General features: G+C 58.8%; 19 protein-coding genes. 12 read left to right on the plus strand and 7 right to left on the minus strand.

Annotated elements, in window-relative coordinates:
- Positions 1-1,414: 1,414 nt before the first annotated feature.
- The 3 genes from SO139_RS36800 (at position 1,415) to SO139_RS36810 (ending at position 8,719) form a co-directional block, all read left to right on the plus strand.
- Positions 1,415-4,582, plus strand: coding sequence for an Ig-like domain-containing protein (locus SO139_RS36800; protein ID WP_474803384.1), 3,168 nt, complete (start codon positions 1,415-1,417; stop codon positions 4,580-4,582).
- A 1,111-nt stretch (positions 4,583-5,693) separates the two neighbouring features.
- A complete protein-coding gene (locus SO139_RS36805; protein WP_474803387.1) occupies positions 5,694-7,397 on the plus strand; it encodes a type I secretion system permease/ATPase in 1,704 nt (567 codons plus the stop codon).
- Positions 7,394-8,719: an HlyD family type I secretion periplasmic adaptor subunit gene (locus tag SO139_RS36810; RefSeq protein WP_449382034.1), complete on the plus strand. Its 1,326-nt coding sequence runs from the start codon at positions 7,394-7,396 to the stop codon at positions 8,717-8,719. Before SO139_RS36805 ends, SO139_RS36810 begins: the two co-directional genes overlap by 4 nt.
- A 326-nt stretch (positions 8,720-9,045) precedes the next feature.
- Here the strand turns inward: SO139_RS36810 and SO139_RS36815 are convergent, their stop codons facing one another.
- The 3 genes from SO139_RS36815 to SO139_RS36825 all read right to left on the minus strand — a co-directional run bounded on the left by SO139_RS36815 (position 9,046) and on the right by SO139_RS36825 (position 10,791).
- Entirely contained in the window at positions 9,046-9,279 is a 234-nt protein-coding gene (locus SO139_RS36815) for a hypothetical protein (RefSeq protein ID WP_449382033.1), read from the minus strand.
- A gap of 200 nt (positions 9,280-9,479) precedes the next feature.
- Complete coding sequence (locus tag SO139_RS36820) at positions 9,480-9,959, minus strand: hypothetical protein (RefSeq protein ID WP_449382032.1); 480 nt, start codon at positions 9,957-9,959, stop codon at positions 9,480-9,482.
- A complete protein-coding gene (locus SO139_RS36825; protein WP_449382031.1) occupies positions 9,937-10,791 on the minus strand; it encodes a hypothetical protein in 855 nt (284 codons plus the stop codon). Before SO139_RS36825 ends, SO139_RS36820 begins: the two co-directional genes overlap by 23 nt.
- A 184-nt stretch (positions 10,792-10,975) precedes the next feature.
- Here SO139_RS36825 and SO139_RS36830 point away from each other — a divergent pair, with 184 nt between their 5' ends.
- From SO139_RS36830 to SO139_RS36840, 3 genes are all read left to right on the plus strand, one after another.
- Positions 10,976-11,341, plus strand: coding sequence for a hypothetical protein (locus tag SO139_RS36830; RefSeq protein WP_449382030.1), 366 nt, complete (start codon positions 10,976-10,978; stop codon positions 11,339-11,341).
- Between the two features lie 83 nt (positions 11,342-11,424).
- On the plus strand, positions 11,425-12,669 hold the full coding sequence (locus SO139_RS36835; protein WP_449382029.1) for an NAD(P)-binding domain-containing protein: 1,245 nt from the start codon (positions 11,425-11,427) through the stop codon (positions 12,667-12,669).
- Between the two features lie 293 nt (positions 12,670-12,962).
- Entirely contained in the window at positions 12,963-13,892 is a 930-nt protein-coding gene (locus SO139_RS36840; protein ID WP_449382028.1) for an ATP-grasp domain-containing protein, read from the plus strand.
- 90 nt (positions 13,893-13,982) lie between these two features.
- On the opposite strand, the gene SO139_RS36845 is transcribed toward SO139_RS36840, so the two are convergent.
- A complete protein-coding gene (locus SO139_RS36845; protein WP_449382027.1) occupies positions 13,983-14,321 on the minus strand; it encodes an H-NS histone family protein in 339 nt (112 codons plus the stop codon).
- Positions 14,322-15,337: 1,016 nt separating this feature from the next.
- Here SO139_RS36845 and SO139_RS36850 point away from each other — a divergent pair.
- From SO139_RS36850 to SO139_RS36860, 3 genes are all read left to right on the plus strand, one after another.
- A complete protein-coding gene (locus SO139_RS36850) occupies positions 15,338-16,021 on the plus strand; it encodes a LuxR C-terminal-related transcriptional regulator (protein WP_449382026.1) in 684 nt (227 codons plus the stop codon).
- Positions 16,022-16,274: 253 nt separating this feature from the next.
- The gene (locus SO139_RS36855; protein ID WP_474803394.1) at positions 16,275-16,688 is read left to right on the plus strand and encodes a hypothetical protein; all 414 of its coding nucleotides are present in this window, start codon (positions 16,275-16,277) and stop codon (positions 16,686-16,688) included.
- Positions 16,689-17,006: 318 nt separating this feature from the next.
- A complete protein-coding gene (locus SO139_RS36860) occupies positions 17,007-17,285 on the plus strand; it encodes a hypothetical protein (protein WP_474803397.1) in 279 nt (92 codons plus the stop codon).
- Positions 17,286-17,298: 13 nt separating this feature from the next.
- Here SO139_RS36860 and SO139_RS36865 read toward each other — a convergent pair whose 3' ends face one another.
- Positions 17,299-18,450: a hypothetical protein gene (locus SO139_RS36865; RefSeq protein WP_474803400.1), complete on the minus strand. Its 1,152-nt coding sequence runs from the start codon at positions 18,448-18,450 to the stop codon at positions 17,299-17,301.
- Between the two features lie 163 nt (positions 18,451-18,613).
- Here SO139_RS36865 and SO139_RS36870 point away from each other — a divergent pair, with 163 nt between their 5' ends.
- A complete protein-coding gene (locus SO139_RS36870) occupies positions 18,614-18,862 on the plus strand; it encodes a hypothetical protein (protein WP_449382022.1) in 249 nt (82 codons plus the stop codon).
- 502 nt (positions 18,863-19,364) lie between these two features.
- Complete coding sequence (locus tag SO139_RS36875; RefSeq protein WP_474803403.1) at positions 19,365-19,808, plus strand: hypothetical protein; 444 nt, start codon at positions 19,365-19,367, stop codon at positions 19,806-19,808.
- Between the two features lie 137 nt (positions 19,809-19,945).
- On the opposite strand, the gene SO139_RS36880 is transcribed toward SO139_RS36875, so the two are convergent.
- On the minus strand, positions 19,946-20,611 hold the full coding sequence (locus SO139_RS36880) for a hypothetical protein (RefSeq protein WP_474803406.1): 666 nt from the start codon (positions 20,609-20,611) through the stop codon (positions 19,946-19,948).
- A gap of 57 nt (positions 20,612-20,668) precedes the next feature.
- Positions 20,669-21,406, minus strand: a complete 738-nt coding sequence (locus SO139_RS36885) for a metallophosphoesterase family protein (protein ID WP_449382019.1) — start codon at positions 21,404-21,406, stop codon at positions 20,669-20,671.
- 191 nt (positions 21,407-21,597) lie between these two features.
- Here SO139_RS36885 and SO139_RS36890 point away from each other — a divergent pair, with 191 nt between their 5' ends.
- Positions 21,598-22,221, plus strand: coding sequence for a transglutaminase-like cysteine peptidase (locus SO139_RS36890; RefSeq protein WP_449382018.1), 624 nt, complete (start codon positions 21,598-21,600; stop codon positions 22,219-22,221).

Consider the following 22,221-nt stretch of genomic DNA (forward strand, 5'->3'; position numbering starts at 1 on the left):
AGTTGAGGCCCTCGCCAAAAAATGGGCAGGCAAGCGCGCCAAACGCAGCTAACCCGCGGCCTGCACCGGAGGGTTACCTTTTATATCGTTCACAACAACTGTGGGCGCAGTGTCTGTTGCTGTTCACTTGTGATACCTCGCGTGCAAGAGACGACCCTAATCAGGAGGGATCGCGCAAAGTCGTTATCTTCGCTCAAACATTTCCCCATCCGTTAGACGCAACCAATGACGTAAACGGCCCGGATGGACGCGTCGTTCTGTTCTAGCGTCACTCGATGACGCGCTTGCGCGCCATTACTGGCCGGAGAAATTTCAACACCAACCAGGGCGCGCAGTTTGCGTCGGCAACCTTCATCGACGGGCTAATGGACGCCGGCGTTGCAATCTCGATGGACCGCCGTGGGAGCTGGTTGGGCAACGTGTCATCGAGCGGTTGTGGCGATCCCTCTAATCATGAAGCGCCCCGGCGGGCGTGAGGCGCGGCGGCATCGCGGAAGAGCGGCGCGTTCCTCAGGCGCCAGGCGACGCGCGCACCAAGGGTAAGTCTGGCGCGGGTAAAGTGCGCGGGCTCGGGCGGTGTGGGCATGATGGATAACGCGTGCGCGTTCCCTGCATGCCTACAGCGCCCGCTTTTCTCTGACGCCAATCCGGGCAACGTTGAGATAACAATGGTAATGGGGGTAACGCCGAGTAGTGTGTCTCGGCATTCGAGTGGCTCGAAGCCTATTCGAATAATCTTGATTTCGATTTATTTTTTTTGAGTCTGGATTTAAAGCGGTTCGAAAGATTATTTCTTTTGACTATGCCTGCCGCTTAAAGCCAGCAGGGTGGCATAGCGGCGCTTTCATGGGCCGTGAGCGCCAAACCAGAGTGGGGCCTTCATTAGCGCGAGACGGCTGTCGCTTGTAAACGCGCTCGCTGCGCTTCTTATTCATTGAATACGGCTTGTTCGACATTTCTCCCTTTGGGGCTCGATCATGAGCGCCCCTCTGCTTCGCGAACATGGTCAAATGCGGCAGCCCGAGGGTTTCTGATCGTCGCAGTCAGCGCGCTTTCATATCTTTTTCGATTTGAGCGTGTTTGCACGATAAGTAGGTCAGGCGAACTCTGGCGGGGTTGATTTTCCGCGCACCAAAACGAATTTATGCCGTAAAATTCGATTGTGATTCGGGATTAAAGGTGCGTTTTTATTGCGTCTTTCGCCGGTCAATCCGGACTTCGAAAAAGTCAAGGAATGGTCCCAAAAAAGAAAAAGATGGTCTTAAAAAAGACCAGAGCGAAGGCGCCTATCGAAAGCGGATGGGTGCGGGGGCAGAGCGTAAAAAGCGTAGTGTAATAAGCGTTGAGTGCGAGTGCGTAGTCCGAGTTAAAGGCAGGGCTTTGATCTCAACGCGCGACACACATGGAGACAGATTTGACTACGATCACCAAGTTCACGACTGACAGCGGCACCGTCGGCGACGGCATCACAAACGACAGCGCGCTCTTGCTGAGCGGCACGGCGACGGCCAATAGCACGGTGAAAGTGTATGACGGGTCGACGCTGCTCGGCAGCACGACGACCAATTCCAGCGGGGCGTGGAGCTACGCAACCGGTACGTTGTCGGATGGCACGCATAGCTTCACGGCGGCGACAAGCAGCGGTGGCACCGGCACGTCCACCACCGGCTTTCCCGATGCATCAACAACGGGTGTGCGTGATGGCGTGACGCTCAAGTCATCCGGCGACATCACGATCAGCACAGCAGGCGCTGTTATCAGCGGCCTTGATATCACCGGCAACGTTGTCATCACCGCCCCGAACGTGACGCTTGTAGACTGTAAAATTACTGGGAACCTGTCTCTGGCATCTACCGGCGCCGTTGTCGACCATTGTACGGTGATTGGAAAAAATACGACCGACAGCATCGACATCAATCCAAATGGTGTCGCTGGTCAGGGCGCCAATACGACTATCAAGAATTGCGATATAAGCGGTTCTGAAAATGGAATTTGGCTGGAAGCAAATGGAGCCGTGATCGAAAACAATTATATTCACAATCTGTTTAGCAACAACGGTAACCCAGATCCCCACATTGATGGGATCCAGGTACCCGGTAGCAACATTGGGGCTGCGACGACTTCGAATGCCACCATCAGCGGCAACAACATCGACTTGGATAACAGCACGGCTAATTCCTGCATCACGACTATGGATGCGGTCAACTTTGACATCAGCAATAATCGCTTCAGTGGTGGCTCGTATGTCCTCTATTTTGAGGGCAACGCCAGCGGCTCGCACGTAACCAACAACGTCTTCGCCCAGTATACCTATGGCTACTCCGCGGGTAAGTCGGAGACGGCGCAGACTTACAGCGGCAACGTCACCGATAAGGGCGTCCCGCTTGTGCAGTCCAACAGTGTGCAGGATTTGGTGCCCAGTTCCGGCGCGGCCTCGGCAACCGCGGCCAGCAGTGCCACCACGGATACCTCGGCGGCGTTGTCGGTCACCATTGACACCAAAGCGCCCGATGCGCCGACGATTGCCAGCGATGTGGTCAACAGCGCCAATCAGGTCGTGCTGTCGGGGAAGGCTGAGGCGAACAGCGCGATCAAGGTCTATGACGGAACGACGCAGGTTGGCACCGCCACCACGAACTCGAGCGGGGTGTGGAGCGTAACGACCTCTGCTCTGTTGGCTGGGACACATACTCTTACGGCGAAGGCGACCGATGCTGCTGGCAACGTGAGCGCCGCTTCGTCGGCCGTGGATCCCGTCATTGGCTCTGGATCCTCCGGTTCGGGTTCGTCCGGTTCTGGTACGTCCGGTTCTGGTACGTCTGGTTCTGGCACGTCTGGTTCTGGTACGTCTGGTTCGTCGTCGGGCACGACAGCGCCTGGCGCGCCGAAGATCGCCTCGTTCTCCACGGATACCGGCGTCGTTGGCGATAACATCACCAAGGACAACACGCTCGAGCTGAAGGGCACTGCTGCTGCCGGCAGCACGGTCAAGATCTACGACGGCAAGACCCAAATTGGCTCGACGATTGCGGACTCGAAGGGCAGCTGGGATTATATCACCAAGGTCCTGACCGACGCCACGCATACGCTCACCGCGACGGCGACCAACTCGTCGGGCAAGACCAGCGCGGCGTCGTCTGCGCTCGCGGTCACCGTCGACACCCAGACGCCGACACCGACTATAACCGGCAATACGGTCAACAGCGCCCATCAAGTGGTAGTGACGGGGACTGCAGAAGCGAACAGCACGGTCAAGGTCTACGACGGGACGACGTCGGTCGGAACGGCGACCACCAACTCGAGCGGCGTGTGGAGCTTAACCACCTCTGCGCTGTCGACCGGTTCGCATGTCCTGACTGCCAAGGCGACTGACGTCGCAGGAAACGTCAGTGCCGCGTCCGCGGCGGTAAATCCCGTCATCGGCGGATCCTCCGGTTCTGGCTCCGGCTCTGGCTCTGGCTCAAATCTGCCTGCCGCGCCGAAAATCAGCTCCTTCTCGAAGGACACGGGCGCGGTTGGTGATCACATCACCAGCGATAATACGGTGACATTGACCGGGACCGCGGTGGCGAAGAGCACGGTAAAAGTCTACGACGGACAGACCCAGATCGGTCATGTCACGGCGGACGCCAAGGGGGCGTGGTCCTACACAACCGCGGTGCTGCCTGAGGGCAAGCACACCTTCACGGCCACGGACACAGTCTCCAGTGCAACCAGCGCAAAATCGGCTGCCCTCGCCCTGACAGTGGATACCTCTGCGCCTGATGCTCCGGTACTGCTCAGCGATGCGATCAGCCATCATCGCGCGACGGTGACCGGAACGGCCGAGGCGGGCAGCACCGTCAAGGTCTATGAGGGGACGACCCTGCTTGGCTCGGGGACGACTGGTGCCGATGGACACTTCAGTGTGACGACCTCTGGCCTTCAAACCGGATCGCACACGTTCGTTGCCTCGGCCACCGACGTTGCCGGCAACACCAGCGCCATGTCGCAGCCGATTGATCCGCCGATTGGCTCGCACGGCACCTCGACGGTTGACGTCACCAACATACGTTCGCACTGGGATCACACCGCGACGATCAAGGGGACAGCCGACCCCAACAGCCAGATCAAGCTGTTTGACGGCACGGCGTCCGCCGGTTCTGTCACGGCCGGAGCCGACGGCAAGTGGAGCTTCCACACCGCCGACCTGTCGGGCAAGACTCATGCCTTTACAGCAGAGCAGGTCGACACGACGGGCCATACCGTCGGGACGAGCTCGGGCGAGGCGATCATTGGCACGGGCCGTAGCAATACGCTGACAGGCACCACTGGCAACGACGTCATGGTCGGGAAGGGAGGGGCGGATACCTTTGTGTTTGCCTCGAACTTCGGCAGCGATGTCATCAAGGACTTCGCCGCCAGTGGCCCAGCTCACGACACCGTCCAGTTCAGCAAGGGTGTGTTCGACAGCTTTGCGAGTGTTCTCTCCCATGCGGCGCAGTCCGGCAATGATGTCGTTGTCACGGCGGGAAGCGACACTCTCACGCTGAAAAACACGCAGCTCGACAAGCTGACCAGCCACGACTTCCATTTCGCGTAGCCGAGAGGTCAGCGACAGGGAGTAGCCACCAATCTGCGGTGGAGATTATGGAAGGCGGGGGCTGGTCCCCCGCCTTCTTGCATTCTGGCGCCTCTATACGCGCTAGCAGCCTCGCACTGTTCGCGGATGCAGCAAAGGGACAGAAATCGGTACGTGATTGGACGAGGCAGCCATTCGACGCTTCGCGCGACCGCCATTCTCGCTCGTGACAAGCCTGGCGTGTCGAGCCGTGCTCCAATAAGTCCATCTCGTACGACTCTCGTCGCGAAAAAACGCGAGCATACGCAAATTAAATAGAATTAAATTCGGCGTGACAGTCGGTGCCGTGGTCTCTATCCCGCTCAGATGGACTCGCAGAGTGTTTCAGCACCGATTTCTGTGGGCTGAGGCTGTGGCGTAATGCAGGTGTGTTGAATTTCGCAACCTGACGTGACATCAGGGAAATTGGCAGCGATTTAAAAGGAGAATCGCGCTATTATTGCAGTGCCGTGCGTAAGCGTGCTGGTCAAAAAAACCTCGGCCCGGCCCCCATCTGGTCCCAAAAAAGCCCCTGGCGACCGGCACGTGAGGCCGACCGATTAACCATGAGGTGGTTGGGGACTCGATACAGATCGCCACGACATCACGCTCTGCGAGCAGCCTTTCGTAGCTGAGTGCATGTCGAAGAAACTGGTAGGGCAGATTAAATGGCGGGATGGCCATGAGGTCGCGCTTTTACCGGGAGGCGACACGCTCAAGTTGATCAGGCTCGGCGCGAAAAACGGCCTGACTTCTACCTCGCGTAACAGTAGCTCGACGACAGGGAAATCAAACTCAAATCTGCCTTGGGGATCTACTTCTTGGGGATCGTCAAATAAGGCACGGTTCAAGGGCGAGTGCCATGACAAACTTTGAACGGTGGGGGGTGATCCCCCTGCCTGCAAACCTTTATCGAATTCAGCTTTCGCATCTGACGAGGCTTTGGGCCGCCGCACGGCAGTGGGCGGAAGATGCCGAACTGCGGACGAAAGGGCCGATCGGCGCGGCGAAACACCTCGTCGAAGCTTTGCGGCAACGATTATTCCCCGGTCTCCCGCGATCGGCTAACGACTATGACGAGCCGCGGTCGGAGATGTCAGCTTTCCTGCGGTCTTGCCGCCGAGTTTTCTGGGCTCTCGCGGCCTTCAGCGGCATGAGCAACCTGTTGATGCTTACCGGCTCGTTTTTCATGTTGCAGGTCTATGATCGGGTGCTTCCCGGCCGCAGCATACCGACGCTGATCGCATTAATGGCGTTGGCGACTGTGCTTTATCTTTTCCAGGGCGGGCTTGATCTGGTCAGGAGCAGGATCAGCGCACGCGTCGGCCGCTATCTCGATGAGAAGCTCAGCATTCGCATATTCGATGCGCTTGTCCGCCTGCCTCTAAAGACCAGGGCCGACGGTGACGGCCTGCAGCCATTGCGGGATCTTGATCAGGTTCGTGGCTTCCTGTCGGGCGGAGGACCCACGGCGCTGTTTGATCTCCCATGGATGCCGATCTATCTCGGCGTCTGTTTCGTCTTTCACTTCTGGATCGGCATCACTGCGCTGATCGGAGCATTGGTGCTGGTCGGCATTACAATGCTCACCGAAACGCGAACGCGCGGGCCGGCAAAGGCGTCTTCGCGTCTGGCGGTCTCGCGCAGCGCGTTGGCGCTCGAGGGGCGACGAAATGCGGAAGTGCTGCAGGCCATGGGCATGCGGCAGCAAGCGGCCTTGCGTTGGCGGGATGTGAACGCGAGGTACCTCGCCGCCCACGAACGGGCCAGCGATGTCGCAAGCGGCCTTGGTGGTGCTTCGAAGGTCTTTCGGGCGATCCTGCAGTCGCTGGTGCTTGCCGTCGGCGCCGTCCTCGTCATCAATCAGGAATCGACGGCCGGCATCATCATCGCGGGATCGATCTTAACGGCGCGAGCGCTCGCGCCCGTCGAGATGGCAATTGCGAACTGGAAGGGCTTCGTGGCCGCGCGTCAATCGGGACAACGGCTCGACCAGTTGCTCCAGCTTCTGCCCACGGAAGAGGAGCGCTTGGCCCTTCCGGCTCCCGTCGAAACGCTCACGGTCGAGCATCTCTATGTTGGCGCGCCAAATGCGGAGAGGCCCACCCTTGGTGATGTATCTTTCCAGCTTCGGAGCGGGCAGGCGGTCGGAATCATCGGTCCGAGCGGATCAGGCAAGTCGACCCTGGCACGGGCTCTGGTCGGCGTATGGCCAAGTGTTCGCGGCCGGATCAGGCTCGACAAAGCTTCGCTCGAGCACTGGTCTTCCGACGCCCTCGGCAAACACATCGGCTACCTGCCTCAGGACGTTGAACTCTTTGACGGCAGCATTGCAATGAATATTGCGCGATTCGACCCGCAGGCGACGGCCGCCGCTGTTCTGGAGGCTTCCCATGCTGCGGGCGCGCACGACCTCATTCTCTCTTTTCCGGATGGCTATAGCACCAAGATCGGCGAGGGGGGGACGGCGCTATCGGCAGGTCAGCGGCAGCGCATCGGTCTTGCGCGCGCCTTCTATGGCAAACCGTTCCTGGTGGTGCTCGACGAGCCGTCTTCGAATCTCGACTCGGAGGGTGAAGAGGCGCTGACCGAGGCGATCCTGAACGTGCGCCGGCGCGGTGGGATCGTCGTCGTCGTCGCGCATCGTCCGAAAGCGCTGGAAGGCGTGGACCACGTCTTGTGCCTCGGGGACGGTAGAGTCCAGTCTCTTGGCAAGAAAGAGGAGGTTCTCAGGCGAGTGTTGCGGAATCCTGTGCCGCTTAAGGTGGTTGCGGATGGTCATGGGGGCGCCCGATGACCAGCCAAGTCACGCTCGATGTCGCGCCCGCCATGCAATCAATCCAACGCTACATGATTGTCGGTACGATCATGTTCGGTTTCGTCACGTTTGGCATCGGCGGTTGGGCGACGACGACTCAACTGTCAGGCGCCGTCATCGCCCAAGGCGTCGTCGTGGTGGATTCCAGTGTGAAGAAGGTTCAGCACGCGACCGGCGGGATCGTCGGGGAGCTGCGCGTGCGGGAGGGTGACCGGGTCAATGCCGGCGACATCCTGATCCGGCTGGACGAGACGCAGACGCTCGCGAATGCGACGATCGTCACCAAGAGTCTTGACGAGTTGCTCGCGCGGCAGGCTCGTCTCGAGACCGAGCGCGACGGCGTCGAGCAGATCGTCTTTCCCAAGGCGCTGCTCGACCGGACCAAGGAGACCAATTCCGAAGCGAGCCGCGCGATTGTTGCGGAGCGTACGTTGTTCGACCTACGCCGCCAGGCCAGAAGCGGACAGAAGGCACAGTTGCAGGAGAAAAGCGTGCAACTGGAAAACGAGATCAAGGGCTTTGTCGGGCAGACCGAGGCCAAGGAGAAAGAGGTTACTCTGATCCGCCAGGAGCTGGAGGGCGTCCGCAGCCTCTTTCAGAAAAATCTGGTGCCGATCACCCGGCTCAATTCCCTCGAGCGCGATACAGCCCGCCTCGAGGGCGAGCGCAGCCAGCTTGCAGGCGCAATCGCCCAGTCGAAGGGCAAGATCGCGGAAATCGGACTCCAGATTATTCAGATCGACCAGGACCTGCGGACTGAAGTTGGCAAGGATCTGATCGAAACGCGCTCAAAACTCTCCGAGCTTGCCGAGCGCAAGACGGCGGCGGTCGATCAGTTGAATAGGATTGACATCCGCGCACCGCAATCCGGCCGAGTCCACGAGCTGAGCGTTCATACGGTCGGCGGTGTGATCGCTCCCGGCGAGCAAATCATGCTTATCGTGCCGGATGCCGACTCGCTTGCCGTCGAGGTCAAAATCGTACCGCGCGATATCGACCAGGTCTATGTGGGCCAGACCGCGACAATGCGCTTCGCGGCGTTCAATCAGAAGACGACCCCGGAAATCGACGGCGAGGTCAGCATGGTCTCGGCAGATATTACGCAGGACCAGCGTACCGGCACGAGCTACTACACAGGCCGCGTCCCGCTGAGGCGGGAAGAGATGGAAAAGCTCGGGTCGGCGAAACTGTTGCCCGGCATGCCGGTCGAAGTCTTCATCAAGACCCCTGGTCGGACCGCGCTGTCCTACCTGCTCAAGCCGCTGCAAGATCAGGCTGGGCGCGCATTCAAGGAGCGCTGATGCTTGATCGGCATCAGTCCGCTCGTGCGGGTGACCTCAGTTTTGGGTTCAGCCCATCGGTCGAGCCTTGGGGGCTGGGCCGGATGCGATTGCGGAAGACGCGACTGCACTCGAAACCCGTGACAGGCGAATCCGAAGCTTCGTTACTCTTGGGCTTCAACGCCTGCGGATGGTGGGGATTGATCGGCGCGACGCCTAGCTCTGTATTTAAAAGTCGGGGTTCAATCAGGGCCCCCGGGGGGCGCCGTGGCACCGCTCACATGCGTGCCACGAGCTGGACTATTCGACTATCCGTGTCCGCCGCGCGGAGCCGATCACATTGGCGCCTAGTCCGGTTTGCGCCGACGGCGCTTGACCATCCAGTAGGCGCCATAGGCAACCGCGGCGAAGGATAGCCCTGCGCCTGCGAGGGGCCCCGGTGCGCCGCTGGCCGTCCCCTGGCCGACGTAGGTGTAGGTCTGGTCAGGGGGAAAGAACAGTGTAGCCGTGAAATAGACGCCGGCCGGCACTGCTGCGGCCATTGCAAGGAAAATCGCAAGGACCCATCCGGGTATGGTCATATTTTCTTCCTTTCGACTGTGGTCACTATCTGACCAGGTCAATAAATTTCGTATCGTTTATTTAATAGTCACCATAATTAAATACCTGTCAATATCAATCTTAGGTCTATCTCTTCCGAGATTTGCCCGCGACAAGATGACGCCGGGCGGACCCGGCGTCTGACCGCCACTGTCGTCGATATCCAGGATTCAGCGCAGTGTCAGGCTGGACGATCTTGAAGTTCGGCCCATGGGAGCCGTTCTGCATTGCAAGACAGGTCCTCCGCCACGTCGATGACGGGAGTAATCTGTCTAATCAATCCCAGCTCGCGAAGAAATCTGGACCATAGATAATGCAGCACTGTCCAGGCTATTGGTTGTTGTGCGTACACTTCGCCGCGGAACACGACAAACGAACGATCCGCGCCTGCCGCAAGATGTCGAACGAGATTCCGGTTCGATCCATCGGGAATTAGTTTTGCGACCTGCAGTTGGCATGACGCTCGCGTTGCCCGGATGATCGGCATGTCGGCCGCCGCCATTTCGTCGGCTACCACGACGTTGAAGTGGTTTCGTTCGAGAAACCTGACAAGATCCTCCCTTAAATGGCTAGGATCTTCGAACGGAATCGCAATCTTCCACCCAACGGCGAGCAAAAGCACGGTCGCGATGGACCACCTAAATGCGCTGGAAGAGCTCACGTCTCACCCCCAGCACGCAGAAGCCGAGTATCAGGCCCAGGATGCTCGTGTTCGCAACCGCATCGCCCCAGGAGCTGTGGAACATCGCGTAGTGCCATTGGCTCAATCCCATGAAACTTATGCGAGTGACATTAACCACCACGACGGAAATGCACGCCATGACAGGCCAGAATAGATCGTAGGCAGATTTCTTGTGGCTGACTAACTGGCTCACGACGACCCAGCATAGAAGTGCAAGCGACACGTTTGCGAGTGAAGAACACGCTGGAAGAATCACCAGAACGCCGGAGCCATCGACGAAGTCAACGATATCCCCGGTTCGATGCGTGCGCAGGATCCAGCCAACGAGCGATGCGTCGATCCGTAATACCTGCTCGGCAAAAAACTGAAAGAGCAGCCGGCTCCAAAGCATGGGCACGGTAGTAGCGAGCAATATAAGAGCGCCGCGCCGCAACGGTGACACATGGGCGGTGTTGATGACATAGAGGCTGAGCGCAGTTACCGCCAGCCAGCTAAGAGGACCGATTGGTAGGAGGACGAGCAGGACAAAGATTGCTCCCAGGACGAGCTCTGAAGAACGAATCCCGATCGTTCGATCTTGAAGTACGAGAGAGACTCCAACGGCACACGATATCCAGACGACTACACTGATCTCAAAGGTCCCAAGAGTGGCCTCTACCCATCCATGCCGGTGCACCGACTGAATGACACGAGATGCAAGGCCACTTGCACAACCAAGAGCAAACAGGCCTGCAAAGAATTCACCGCGCGTCAGCTCCCTCGCGAGGCTCGATACGGAATCGTGAATAATAGGATTATCCGAAGCAGTCACGATCTAGCGCCTCTTGTCGCCTTAACTCCGTGGAAGGGTTTGGGCGGCAACGGCAGTTGAAATCGATAGGCTTTTTTCAAGGTATTCCCGCCTGGGTATTAAATAAAATTGGCAGTTGCATTAATTGGTGGAATTAATACTATAACTCCTGAAATAATATTTATATAGATATATAGAGAAAAAAATGGGGCGTGTCCGCGAGGTCGAGTTCGTCGGCGAAGTCGAATGGGATGGCAAGGCGCTCTTGGTCCAGGCGGTTACCGAATTTGGACACGTGCCATGTAGAATTCCTCGCGAGACGATTCACGCGCTTTGGCTCTATTCGGACGCTATCGAACGCGAGATCCGTTTGGAGCGGCACCTGATCCTGGAACGGCTCGCCCCGGCACTGCGCGCAAAAATCTCTACTCTAATAGCAAATGAGCCGGTGGACCTATGGCCGTCGGAGCTCAGCGACACGCGCTCTCAGGCGCTAGCGATCGCGCCATCCATTGATCAAGCGCTGGAGGTGCGCATGCAGGACGAGACCGAAAAGCAGCAACCGTCATAAGTGTGAGCTGCTGCTCTGGTTGGTCGATTTGGGCTATGTGCGGTGAATTGGTCTGTGGATTTGAATGACCGGTGGTGAGCGCAATGGATACTGACGTAGCAATTATCGGTGCCGGCCCTTACGGCCTGGCGCTCGCGGCCCATCTGCGCGCCGCGGGCGTCGATCATGCGATTTTTGGGCGTCCCATGGAGCTGTGGCGGCGGCACATGCCTGAAGGTATGCTGCTGAAGTCTGACGGCTTCGCTTCCAATCTCTACGATCCCCAGGACGAAATGACGCTGTCGCGATTCTGTCGGGAGCGCTCAATCGAATACAGCGACGATCGAATCCCTGTCCAGTTGAAGACCTTCATCGACTACGGGATGGCGTTCGCCAAGCGCTTCGCTCCAAACCTGGAGGAAACGACGATCTGCTCGGTTCGACATCATGGTAATGGGTTCGCATTCAACCGCGAGGATGGCGCGATGGTGCGGGCCCGACGCATCGTGGTGGCAACAGGCGTCGGCCATTTTCGCTATGTGCCGCCCCCCCTTGACGCGTTCCCTTCAGAAATTGTTTCGCACAGCCATGATCATCGCGATCTCAGCCGTTTCGCGGGCAGCCGCGTTGCCGTGATTGGTGGAGGTGCATCGGCGATCGATCTTTCGGCACTCCTAAAGGCGCGCGGTTGCGACGTCACGTTGATCTGCCGGCGTCGAAACCTGATGTTCGCGACCCCGCCGTCCGACACAAATCGTTCGTTGTGGCATCGCATCAGGCATCCCCGCTCTGGTATAGGCCCGGGTCTGAGGTCGCGGATGTGTACCGATGCGCCGCTGCTTTTTCGTATCATGCCCGACAACTTCCGCCGGGAAGTAGTTCGTCGCCACCTGGGACCGGCGGCAGGATGGCCGATGAAGGACATGTTTGTCGGTCACGTTCCTGTGCTGAGCGGCCGCGAGCTGGTGCATGCATCCATTTCCCGAGGATGCGTCCGTCTGGAGTTGCGCGACGGGTCTGGCGAGACCGCCTGCGTGGAGGCGGATCACGTGATCGCCGCAACAGGTTATCGCGTCGACATCCGGCGCCTCGACTATCTCGATGGTTCACTGCTGCCGCGCTTATCGCACACAGGTCAGGCTCCGTTGCTGTCGTCGCGTTTTGAATCGTCGATCAAGGGGCTCTTCTTCACCGGGCCAGCCGCCGCAAACAGCTTCGGACCGATGTTGCGCTTTGCTTTCGGTGCTGGATTTGCCTCGCGTCGTCTGGCGCCGTTCCTGAGTCGGGGGTCTCGCCTGCGATCACGCAATTACCCGATACCGCAGTTTGATGCGTGGGCGGAGAAATGACCGCAAGAGTCCTTCTCGCGCACAGCATGTTGTGGCCCAATGTCGCGCGATTAGCGATTGCGTTTCGGAAAGCAGGCTCTGCGGTAGACGTCGTTGCACCATCGGGGCACCCGGTTCATCGGATGCATTCCCCAAATCGAACATTCGAGTATCGGAGGACTTCGGCCCATGATTCGATCAAGGCCGCGATCGTTGCATCGCAGCCAGACCTGATTGTGCCATGTGACGATCGCGTTGTCGCTCATCTTCACAGATTGCACGACGAGGCGTCAGCGCTCTCCAATGAGGTCGACATGCGGCGCATTGCGTCGCTCATTAGAGCATCGCTGGGATCGCCGCTTTCTTACCCCGTCATTGTCCGACGTTCCTTCCTCTCCAATCTTGCGCAGTTGCCCGATGTTCACATCCCGCAAACCGCGGCCATCGATTCTATTGGGGACCTGTTCAACTGGGTTCGGCAGCACGGGCTTCCGGCTGTCCTGAAGCTCGACGGTAGTTCTGGTGGCAAAGATGTCATCGCGATTCGCAGGGCGAGCGAAATCGTACCTTGTTTTCTCAGGATGCGTCTTCAGAGGAGCTGGGTGCGTCGGCTAAAGTCGTTTTTGGTGAACGGCGACAGCGAGGCCCTTCTGGCGACCAAGAAGTCTTCGACGGGTCAAATTTGTGTCCAATCGTTTGTTACAGGACGCCTTGCAAACTGCACCGTGGCTTGCTGGCATGGCGATGTTCGCGGTTCGGCGGCCGTCGAGGTCTTGCAGCGTACCAGTGACTTCGGAGTGGCAAGTGTGGTTCGCCGCGTGAAAGGAGAGGCGATGATTGCTACTGCGCGCTCGATCGCGCGCCATCTCGACCTCTCGGGCATCTATGGATTCGACTTTGTGCTGGAAGATGGCACCCAGCAGGCAAAGCTAATAGAGGTCAATCCCCGGGCTACGCAAATCGATCATTTTCCGGGTTTCGATGGTCTTGATTTGCCATCGGCGCTGCTTGGTGCCATCTCGAACGAACCTATCGTCACCCCGGTCGATCATCAAATCGCGAACGAAGTGGCGCTGTTCCCGCAGGAATGGGGGCGCGACCCGGCGAGCAGATGGTTGTCGAGGGCCTATCACGACGTTCCGTTCGAAGAGCCGGAGTTTCTACGGTACTTTGGATACTATGGCAGGAAGAGTATCCCACCTCTCCTTGCTCGGCTGACCAAGCCGCTGCGGAAGAGTGGATAGGTGTCGCATGATGTCCATGCGGCACAGCAACTTCACTGGTAGCGCGCCTTATACTCCGCGCTGCCGTGTTGACGCCGAAGGTTGGTTGGCTCACCCCTTCTGCCGGCGCCTTCCACCCCGTTGAGCGATCAATAGGTCATCGAGCTTCTTGCCTGCTCGGAGTTGGGCTCTCAACCAGCGTGGCTGCTTTCCGCGCCCTGACCAGGTTTCGTCAGGATTCTTGGGATTTTGATATTTTTGAAGGACCGGCGGGTAGGGGCGGCGCACGCGCTCGGTCCGGGCATCGATCTCTCCGCCTTCGATCCTGCGCAGTCGCTCCTCGAGCTTGGCTTTTTCCGCTGCCATTCTACGACTGAGTACACTGGTGACCTCGTCAAAGAACTCCCAGAGCTCCGACGTAGGCATAGCTCCCCAGTCGCGCATCTCCATAGATCGTCCCCAACCTGATACCCCCAAAGGAGCAGGGGATTATCAGATCGTGCCGGGCTCGGGCAAGTGTGATCGGTGTCCCGAGGGGGCGCTAATACTTACGGAAAGCGCTAGGGCCGGCCGGAGCGAGCCCGTCGATTGAGGTGAGCCTTACCGTCATGTCGCCTGTTTGCTCGGCGCCTACCGAGCATTCGCTGCTCAGCTTCAAACACACGATTTCGCAGGGTCTGCAATTCGGTGAATTGAACTACGAGAGATTGGTGAGTCTGACGTAATACACCTAAAGGATACATCTGGACACCTACTCATTACGAAAGGAAGGATTGACCTCAGAACTGGCGCTGTCCTGCACGATGAAAGCGCTGTGGCAGGGAAATCGGAGCGCAAGATCTTGATTGAGAGGTTCAAGCCTCAACTGAGAAAATTGTTGAATAACCGAATTGTTAAATAGCTCCCCGTGACATCAATGCCTCCCTATGTTGACGATCCGAGCGTGGATTTCTGAATGTCAACCCTGTACGGATTAGTATGACTATTTGGGTGTGTAACTTGATCCTCGAATGGCCCTCTGTCAGCTCGGCGCCTTGAGAAGATTGTAAGGGCTCACAGGATTGAATTGAACCTTAGATGGCCGGCTTGAATATCCCTATATATCGTTGGTTATAGGCGGCAGATGTGACCAAGTGATGCTGGTTATCGTGACAACACACCAGGCGTGGTTCAAGTTTTGACATTTTAAAGGCGAACACCTAGGATTTAACTACCAAAACGTGCTGAAGTGTCGCGGCTTTTTGCGATAATGTGGCCCTGATGCCGCGGCCGTATTCTATCGGAGCTGTTTTCGCTCGCCGCAAGAGTTAACATAATCCCACCATTATTAGTTGTTTGGCTCGTCAGGAGCGGGGCTAGCTTTCTGCAAAGTTAGTTAATTTTATGTCGGCGCTTTAGAAAAAGTTTTGCCCGATTGGACTAATCTGCCCCGCTGTCGGTTTCTATCGAGATAGGCTGAGGACCGCATGCGGCGCACCACGCTGATTATTGCTGACCGGCATCCGATTGTCCGGGAAGGGCTAGCTAGCGTTCTAGCGGCGCAGCTCGACTTCACGATCCTTGCAGCATGCGAGGATGGGGTCAGCTGTATCGAAGCAATGCGCCGTTACATGCCTGATATCGCAATTCTGGAGCCATTGATGCCCGACATCGGCGGGCGCGAAATACTTGCACTCGTAAAGTCCGAAGGACTGGCTACTCGCGTGATATTCTTCACCACGTCTGCGGAGCGCAGCACCATGACTGCGGAGGGGGTCCACAGCGTACTCACCAAAGACGCCGACCCTGAGATGCTGCTCCGGACCTTGCGACGGGTTGCGCAAGGTCTACCGTCGCCGGTCACCTCGCGCGAGGAGGTGGAACAGCAGGGTGAAATAGGCTCGGAGAAGCCTCACCGACAATTAACCGAGCGCGAACGCCAGATCATGCGACTCGTATCTGAAGGATTGTCGAACAAGGAGATTGGGCGGCGTCTCAATGTTGCTAATGGGACCATTAAGGTCCACCTTCATCATATTTTCCAAAAGCTCGACATCTCAAACCGCACCGTTCTCGCGGCTTTGGCGATCTCGCGGCACGAGACTCGCCTCGCGCCTCTCGAGACTGACCCCTACGACTCGCCGCAGGACAACTGTGCCAGCACGAAGTGAGGACCAGGAACCCGCGCAGTTCGCGATCGCATAGGTCTGCCCGAGGTCCCATCGTCGCTCTGGTCGCCTCATTCCTCTCCGCGTCGCATTGCGGCTTTTCTTGTGTCTTGGCTGTCCAAGAAGTGTGCTGAGCCGAGTCCGAAAAGGCGTGAGACGCTCGGATGTACGGACCCGGAGGGAGCACGGTTTAGGCTTTCTTAACCATGGCTGGCCGATGCTGCTGGCCGGAATGCCTTCACGTGGGATGGCCCAGATGTTCCAGCTATTCCTGAGAGCGCGCGCACAAAATCTACTGAGTCTTCGCCGCGATGAGCAGCGCTTCAGGGCGCGCTCTGTCGAGCGCGATGCCGAAACGGATCGAGCAAGGATCGCGTCGATCATGGCGGCGATCGATGCCGCCCTGCAGGATGCTGAGAGAGAGCAGGGCGGACTAAACCGGCGCGTTGACGACGCGCTCGCTCGCGCGTCTGTTACGTTCGGCAACGGCACCGACGAATATCTGGAACGTGAGCCCCTGGACAATTACCATCAGGACCTGTTCGCGTCCGAAATCTCCAACGGTCAGCGGCGGCTCAAGGATTTGGCTGCGACAATCTCGCATCTGAAGTTCGTTAAAGCTGCGATGCTGACCCGTTTCCCGGACTTCAAGTCACCTGCGCTCACTTGAGTGCCGGTCCGAGAGTCCAGGCCTCTGGGGCCTCCCGTGCCGACTTAGCAGAGATAAAGGCGCCGATCGGGGTTCATGCGATGGTTACCGCAAGCGGCGCTCCAAAGTGATTTGGTCGTGTGGCCTTCCAGTTCACCCAAGGCTAACGAAAACTGATCCGGCTGGAGCAACCGCATTCCTCAGAGCGTGCGCTGGCGCGAGGGCCGCTGCGGCAGGATCGCTTCGGTTTTCGGTGAGGCGGCATTTGGTCATTTGGACCGCCGACACTTTTTGCTATGTTCCACGAGAAAACTCTCCGAGAACTGATGGAGCTGCCTGGTGATTCTCAACATCTCGCGCAAGGCGATTGGATTTGCATTTGTCCTGACGTTGGTCGCGCCCGCGGCTGCTTCGGCGATTACCGCGGAGGTGGCGCGCACGTGCGATGCGGCCGTAGCCAAAGCCTTTCCGCCGAGGCAGATCGGCAATCCCGCCGCAGGCAGCACCAAGGGAACGGCCAAGCAGCAGCGCGACTACTTCAACAAATGCGTTGAGAACAACGGCAAGGTCGACGACGCGCCGGCGGACACACCGAAAGACAGCAAGGCCGCCAAGTAGTTGGCATGGCTAGCTATCGTCGCGGCGGACAGGGCGAATAGAACGCGCCGTTGATCGCGTTGATGCGCTCAACACACTGGTTCGGGTCGGTCACGTCACCGGCCACGGTGAAATCATAGCCCATGCCTTTGACCACCACGATGTAGCGGCCTGGCGAGAGCGTGAAGCCGTCCTGCTCTGGCTGCAGCAACAGCATCCTGGGTTGATCCTCGACGGGACCGACCTTGTAGGGGAAGGACATGCTACGGATGACCCAGGAGTCGCCGGCATTCACCATCGCCGCCTTCCCCGTGGCATCGACACCCATGGAGCGTGAAACTTTTGCGACGACCCGGACTTCCGTGCCGGCGGCGTCGATGCCTCCATCTGGCCTGAACACGATGAACTTGACGTCTCCGCTGGTTACCGTGGTTGCGCTGGGCGTGGTGATCGCGGCCGAAATCGCAACGCGGCGATCGGGGATCTTGCCGGGCACCATCTTCAGCTCTTGAAGCTGGCCATCGCTTAAAACGTAAACGCCAAAGGTGACCGGTAAAGGCATCGCGGGAGGCGCGGGCTGGGGCACCTCCTTTTGTACGCCCGAAAGCCGCTCGGCGCTTTCGCTCGCAGGTGGGGCGGGTGCTGGTTGGGGTTGCGCGGCCGTGGAAGAGCGCTGCGATAGCGCGGCGAATTGCGTTCTGACCCGCGGCCAAGACGCGATGATAGTGCCAACAATCGCAACGAGCAGGAGGATCGCGGCGAGGCGGACAACGAAGTTGATGTTTCCGGCTCGTTTGGGCCGGTCGGCTAGCCGTGGGGGAGAAGCCGCAACGGAAGGACGTGGTGTCTCTCCTTCGACCTTAGGGAAGGAGGCAGGAAAGCCTTTCGTGGCCGGAGGCAATGGGGATGCGCCATCCGGCGGAACCGGCGCATCGTTGCGCGCGAAGGACTGCTCAACGTCTTGAAAAGCGCGTTCCAGGACCTGCAATATCTCACGAGACTCGCGAGCGTCTGCGTGCGTGAACTGTTCCAGGAGCTTGAGACGGGCGAGCTCATAGACCATGTTCCGCATCTGCTGTGGGTCGGTCGAGATGGAGCGGACCCGTTCGGAGAGGACACGAACGAACTCGGCCCTGATCGCCTGCGTCTTCGCGGTCGTGTCGGTGGTATCGCCGGGATCGGTCATCAAGCCGATCAAGTAGCGCGGATGACGCTCGTTCGCTAGGTTTTTGCGCGCAACGGGCCCACATCACCGAAGCACTACCGGGACAATTAGGTCCGCCAAGACGCTTGCTTTTGCACAGAAACCTGTGACACTTCCGGAAAATGTCTATTACCGGTGCTCGACCATGCGCGTCATCCTGCCAGCTCTCACGCTTTCGGCCCTTCTGATGCAGCCTGCCTTGGCGCAGGGCGTGAAGGATCCGGCCAACGTGACCAGCACCAGCATCGTGACCACGAGCACGAACAAGACGCAGACGACGCAGAGCCCATCGCGGCCGACGGCGATCCGAAACCTTACGACCGGTAGCTTGCCCGTCGGAATGGCGGCTCAAGGGGTTTGGAAAGATGGCAAGCTGGTTGCCGTGCCTCGGTAATCGGCCCCAATGAGCGTGAAGGAGCCCTGAAGGAACAGTGGCTGCCTCCCCGACGTTCTTGCTCGGGAGATATTGTGATGAACCGTGTCATTCTGGTCGTGGTCGCGCTTGTCAGCCCGGTGGGCGCCGTCTCCGCTCAGGGGGTCAACGACCCCTCGACGCCTAATCGCAACGTGATCATTGTCAACCCGTCCCAGCCCGCGTCCCCGAACGCAACCCCGAATATTCCGAGCCGGATCCAAGCTCCGCTTACCAGGGGCGGTCGCGCTGTGCCGTACTACGGAAACAGGACGCGGGGTAGCGCCTCAAGCCGGCGGTAAGGCGCCAAAGCCCGGCCCCGTTCCGCAAAAGGGAGCGCGGCTGCGAAAAACAGCCCGAGCCATATGAATTGAAAGACAAGGTTGCCTGCGAATAGCCCTTCTTGCAATCAAGTACGAGGTGAGCTCGAATTGAGGCGCTCGTCCATCTTGTCCGTGGCCCCCATTCTCCAGGAGCTGTGACGTTGCAGACCGCTCACCACATCGGCGCGGTTTTCGCGCAGGGAAGACATGGCTCCCGCAGCGTTGCCGTTGTTGTCATCCTTGCTGTCGGGCTTCTTCAATCGCTGCCCGTCTGCTTGGCGCAGGACGAGCCCGGGCCAACGCTCAACGATTTTATCTCGCCGGGTCCGCCCGAGCCCTCGCGCGACGAATGGCGGCAACGGGTTGAAGAGGCAAAGCGGCGGGCAAAGGACGTCGCGCGCGAGCGTCGCGAACGTCCCGAGCTCAATGCGCCGATCCCAGAGGATCCCGATATCGTCGCAAGCGAGCGCGTCCTCAACGACGAAAGCTTGCAGCGCGGTGACATCGTCAAGACCAAGAAGGGCATGTTTGTTTATCAGGGCGGATCGGACCAGCCCCGGCGCGAGGAGGATTTCGTTCCGATGGCGCCAGGATCCAGGCGCTGAGAGCCGGGGTAGATGAACAAAGCGCGATGAGATTGGGATGAATCGTCATCACGCTTAAGGTTATGATTTGGCATCTCCGCGCAGCGTTCCGCGTTTGTCGTGAGGGAAAACCGCTTCACACTTTTCCGGATCGCGCTCTAGTATTTTTTCAGCAATGCGTTGAACTTGGGATCGATGGTTTGGGTCGCTCTGAGCAGAAGCGATTTCCCTTCTGGGGATGCTTGCACATACACGGCGATCAAGGGCGCATCGAAGCGTGCGCGGCTCGCGAGCGCCGAGCGGATGTCTGATTGGGCCAAGAGCCGAACTTCCTCGTCAGATGCTGCCGAGGTCGATGTCACGGTCTGAAGCCTGGAAAATGCTACGTCCACCGGGACCGTGCCGGTCAAATAGGACATCTTCAGCGATGCTGTCGCCGGTTCGCGCATTTCGGCTTTCAGCGTTCCTAGCGCCAGCCAAAGTGCGGGTCGGATCGGAGAGATCTTGAGCGCCGCGGTTAAGGCGCCTTGCGCCGACTTGTTGTCCGTGGCCCGAGCGTTAGCGTCGCTGGCCGGATGGTGGATGACCTGAGCTGCCATCCGCGCGGCCTCACTCGCCAGCAAGTCGCCATCAAACGACACCAGCCGCGCAAAGCTGCCGCCAGATGATTCGTTGGCGTTCGTCGGCGCGAGGGGGCCCGCGAATACGTCGCTGGCGCGGAATCTCTGCGGCACAACATCACCATAGAAACTCAACCCGGCGTAAAGGATCAGCACCGTTGCAATGCAGATACCAAGGCCGCGAAGCCATTTCGTCGAGTGCATGAGATGAACTCTAAGTAACTAATTTTTGCGGCGAGCCCGAATGTGTAGAGCCAACCGCTAGAGCGCAAGCAGACTATCGCCTTGGATCGTCAGCAAGGTCAAGTTGCCCGTGGCGTAGGCGCCGGTATCGATGTTGATGCGGTTCGCTCGGATATCCGGCGCGCTGACCGGCGTGTGGCCGTGGACGACATACTTTCCGAAGCGCTCCTCGGAGGCGAGGAATTCTTCTCGGATCCAGAGCATGTCTTCGTCGCGTTGTCGCTCGAGCGGGACACCCGGCTTCACACCGGCGTGGACGAAGAAGAAGTCGCCACAGGTGAAGGAGGATGGGAGCTGCCGGAGAAACGCCAGATGCTCGGGCGGAATAGCGCGCTTCAGCCGCTCGATCAGCTCGACCTGCTCCTCTGCGCTGGGATTCATGGTGGGCGTGATGCCGTAGGAAACCAGCGTGAGCAGGCCGCCATAGTGGCGCCATTCCTGCAATCGGGCCGGGTCCTTCAACACCTCGAGCAGGAAGATCTCGTGGTTACCTTTCAAGCACACCGTCTCATGGGTCCTTGAGCGATCGATCAAAAGGTCGAGCACCCCGCGCGAGTCAGGACCGCGGTCGACATAGTCGCCAAGGAAGACCTGGATGGCGCGCCCGGGCGCGGAGCGTGCAAGATCTGCATCAATCACGGTTAACAGGGATTGAAGCAGATCGGAGCGACCGTGCACGTCGCCGATCGCATAGACGCGGACGCCATCGGGAAGCCGGGGCTTGGTCTTCTTACGTAAGCGTCGGGAAAGGCCCATTTGGTCGGTCGAATCGCCTGTTTCTTGAGCTGCGCAAATCATCGTGCTCTTAGCAGAGCAAGTGTCCACTCGGTATTGTTAATTGTTTCAGAAAGCGTCGCCTTGAGTTTGATTCAATGGCGACTGCCCCGGTGAGCCGTATTTCAAGACGCCTTTTGTAGGGTCTCCCGAAGAAAAACGGGGGGCGCACAGTGCGCAAAGTAGCAAAATTCCTAACCGTTGCAGCCGCCGTGTTCGGGGCTGCGATCGGGGTTCAGCAGAGTGCCAAGGCGGCCTTCGTCTCCGCACCGATCAACCTGCGCGGGGCCATTCAATACATCAAGTTCGATCAGCCGACGCTGGCGCCCATGGCATTCACGATGTTCTGCTTGAAGTACGGGAACGAATGCAAGCCGCCTCGCATGGTGTTCAGGGGCGGTCGGCTGAAACTGACGCCCCAGCGCGTGGCACAGCTTCAGGACGTGAACCAAGAGGTCAACGCTGCGATCCGGCCCGAGCCCAATCTGGAGGGTCTGCGCGGCGAGAAGTGGCTGCTGCACCCGACCAGCGGCGACTGCAACGACTACGCTGTGACAAAACGCCACGATCTGATCGCAAAGGGCTGGCCGGCCCGCTCGGTTTTGCTCAGCGAGGTCGTGACCACCTGGGGCGAGCATCACCTTGTCGTCGTGGTGCGCACCTTCTCTGGCGACCTCGTGCTGGACAATCTCACCTCGCACATCCTGCCGTGGTCGAAGAAGCCCTATCGTTGGGTGCGTATTCAATCGCCGAAGAACCCGAACTATTGGGCATCCTTGGGGGATCGCAACGTCTGA

Source organism: Bradyrhizobium sp. UFLA05-89, assembly GCF_059803475.1.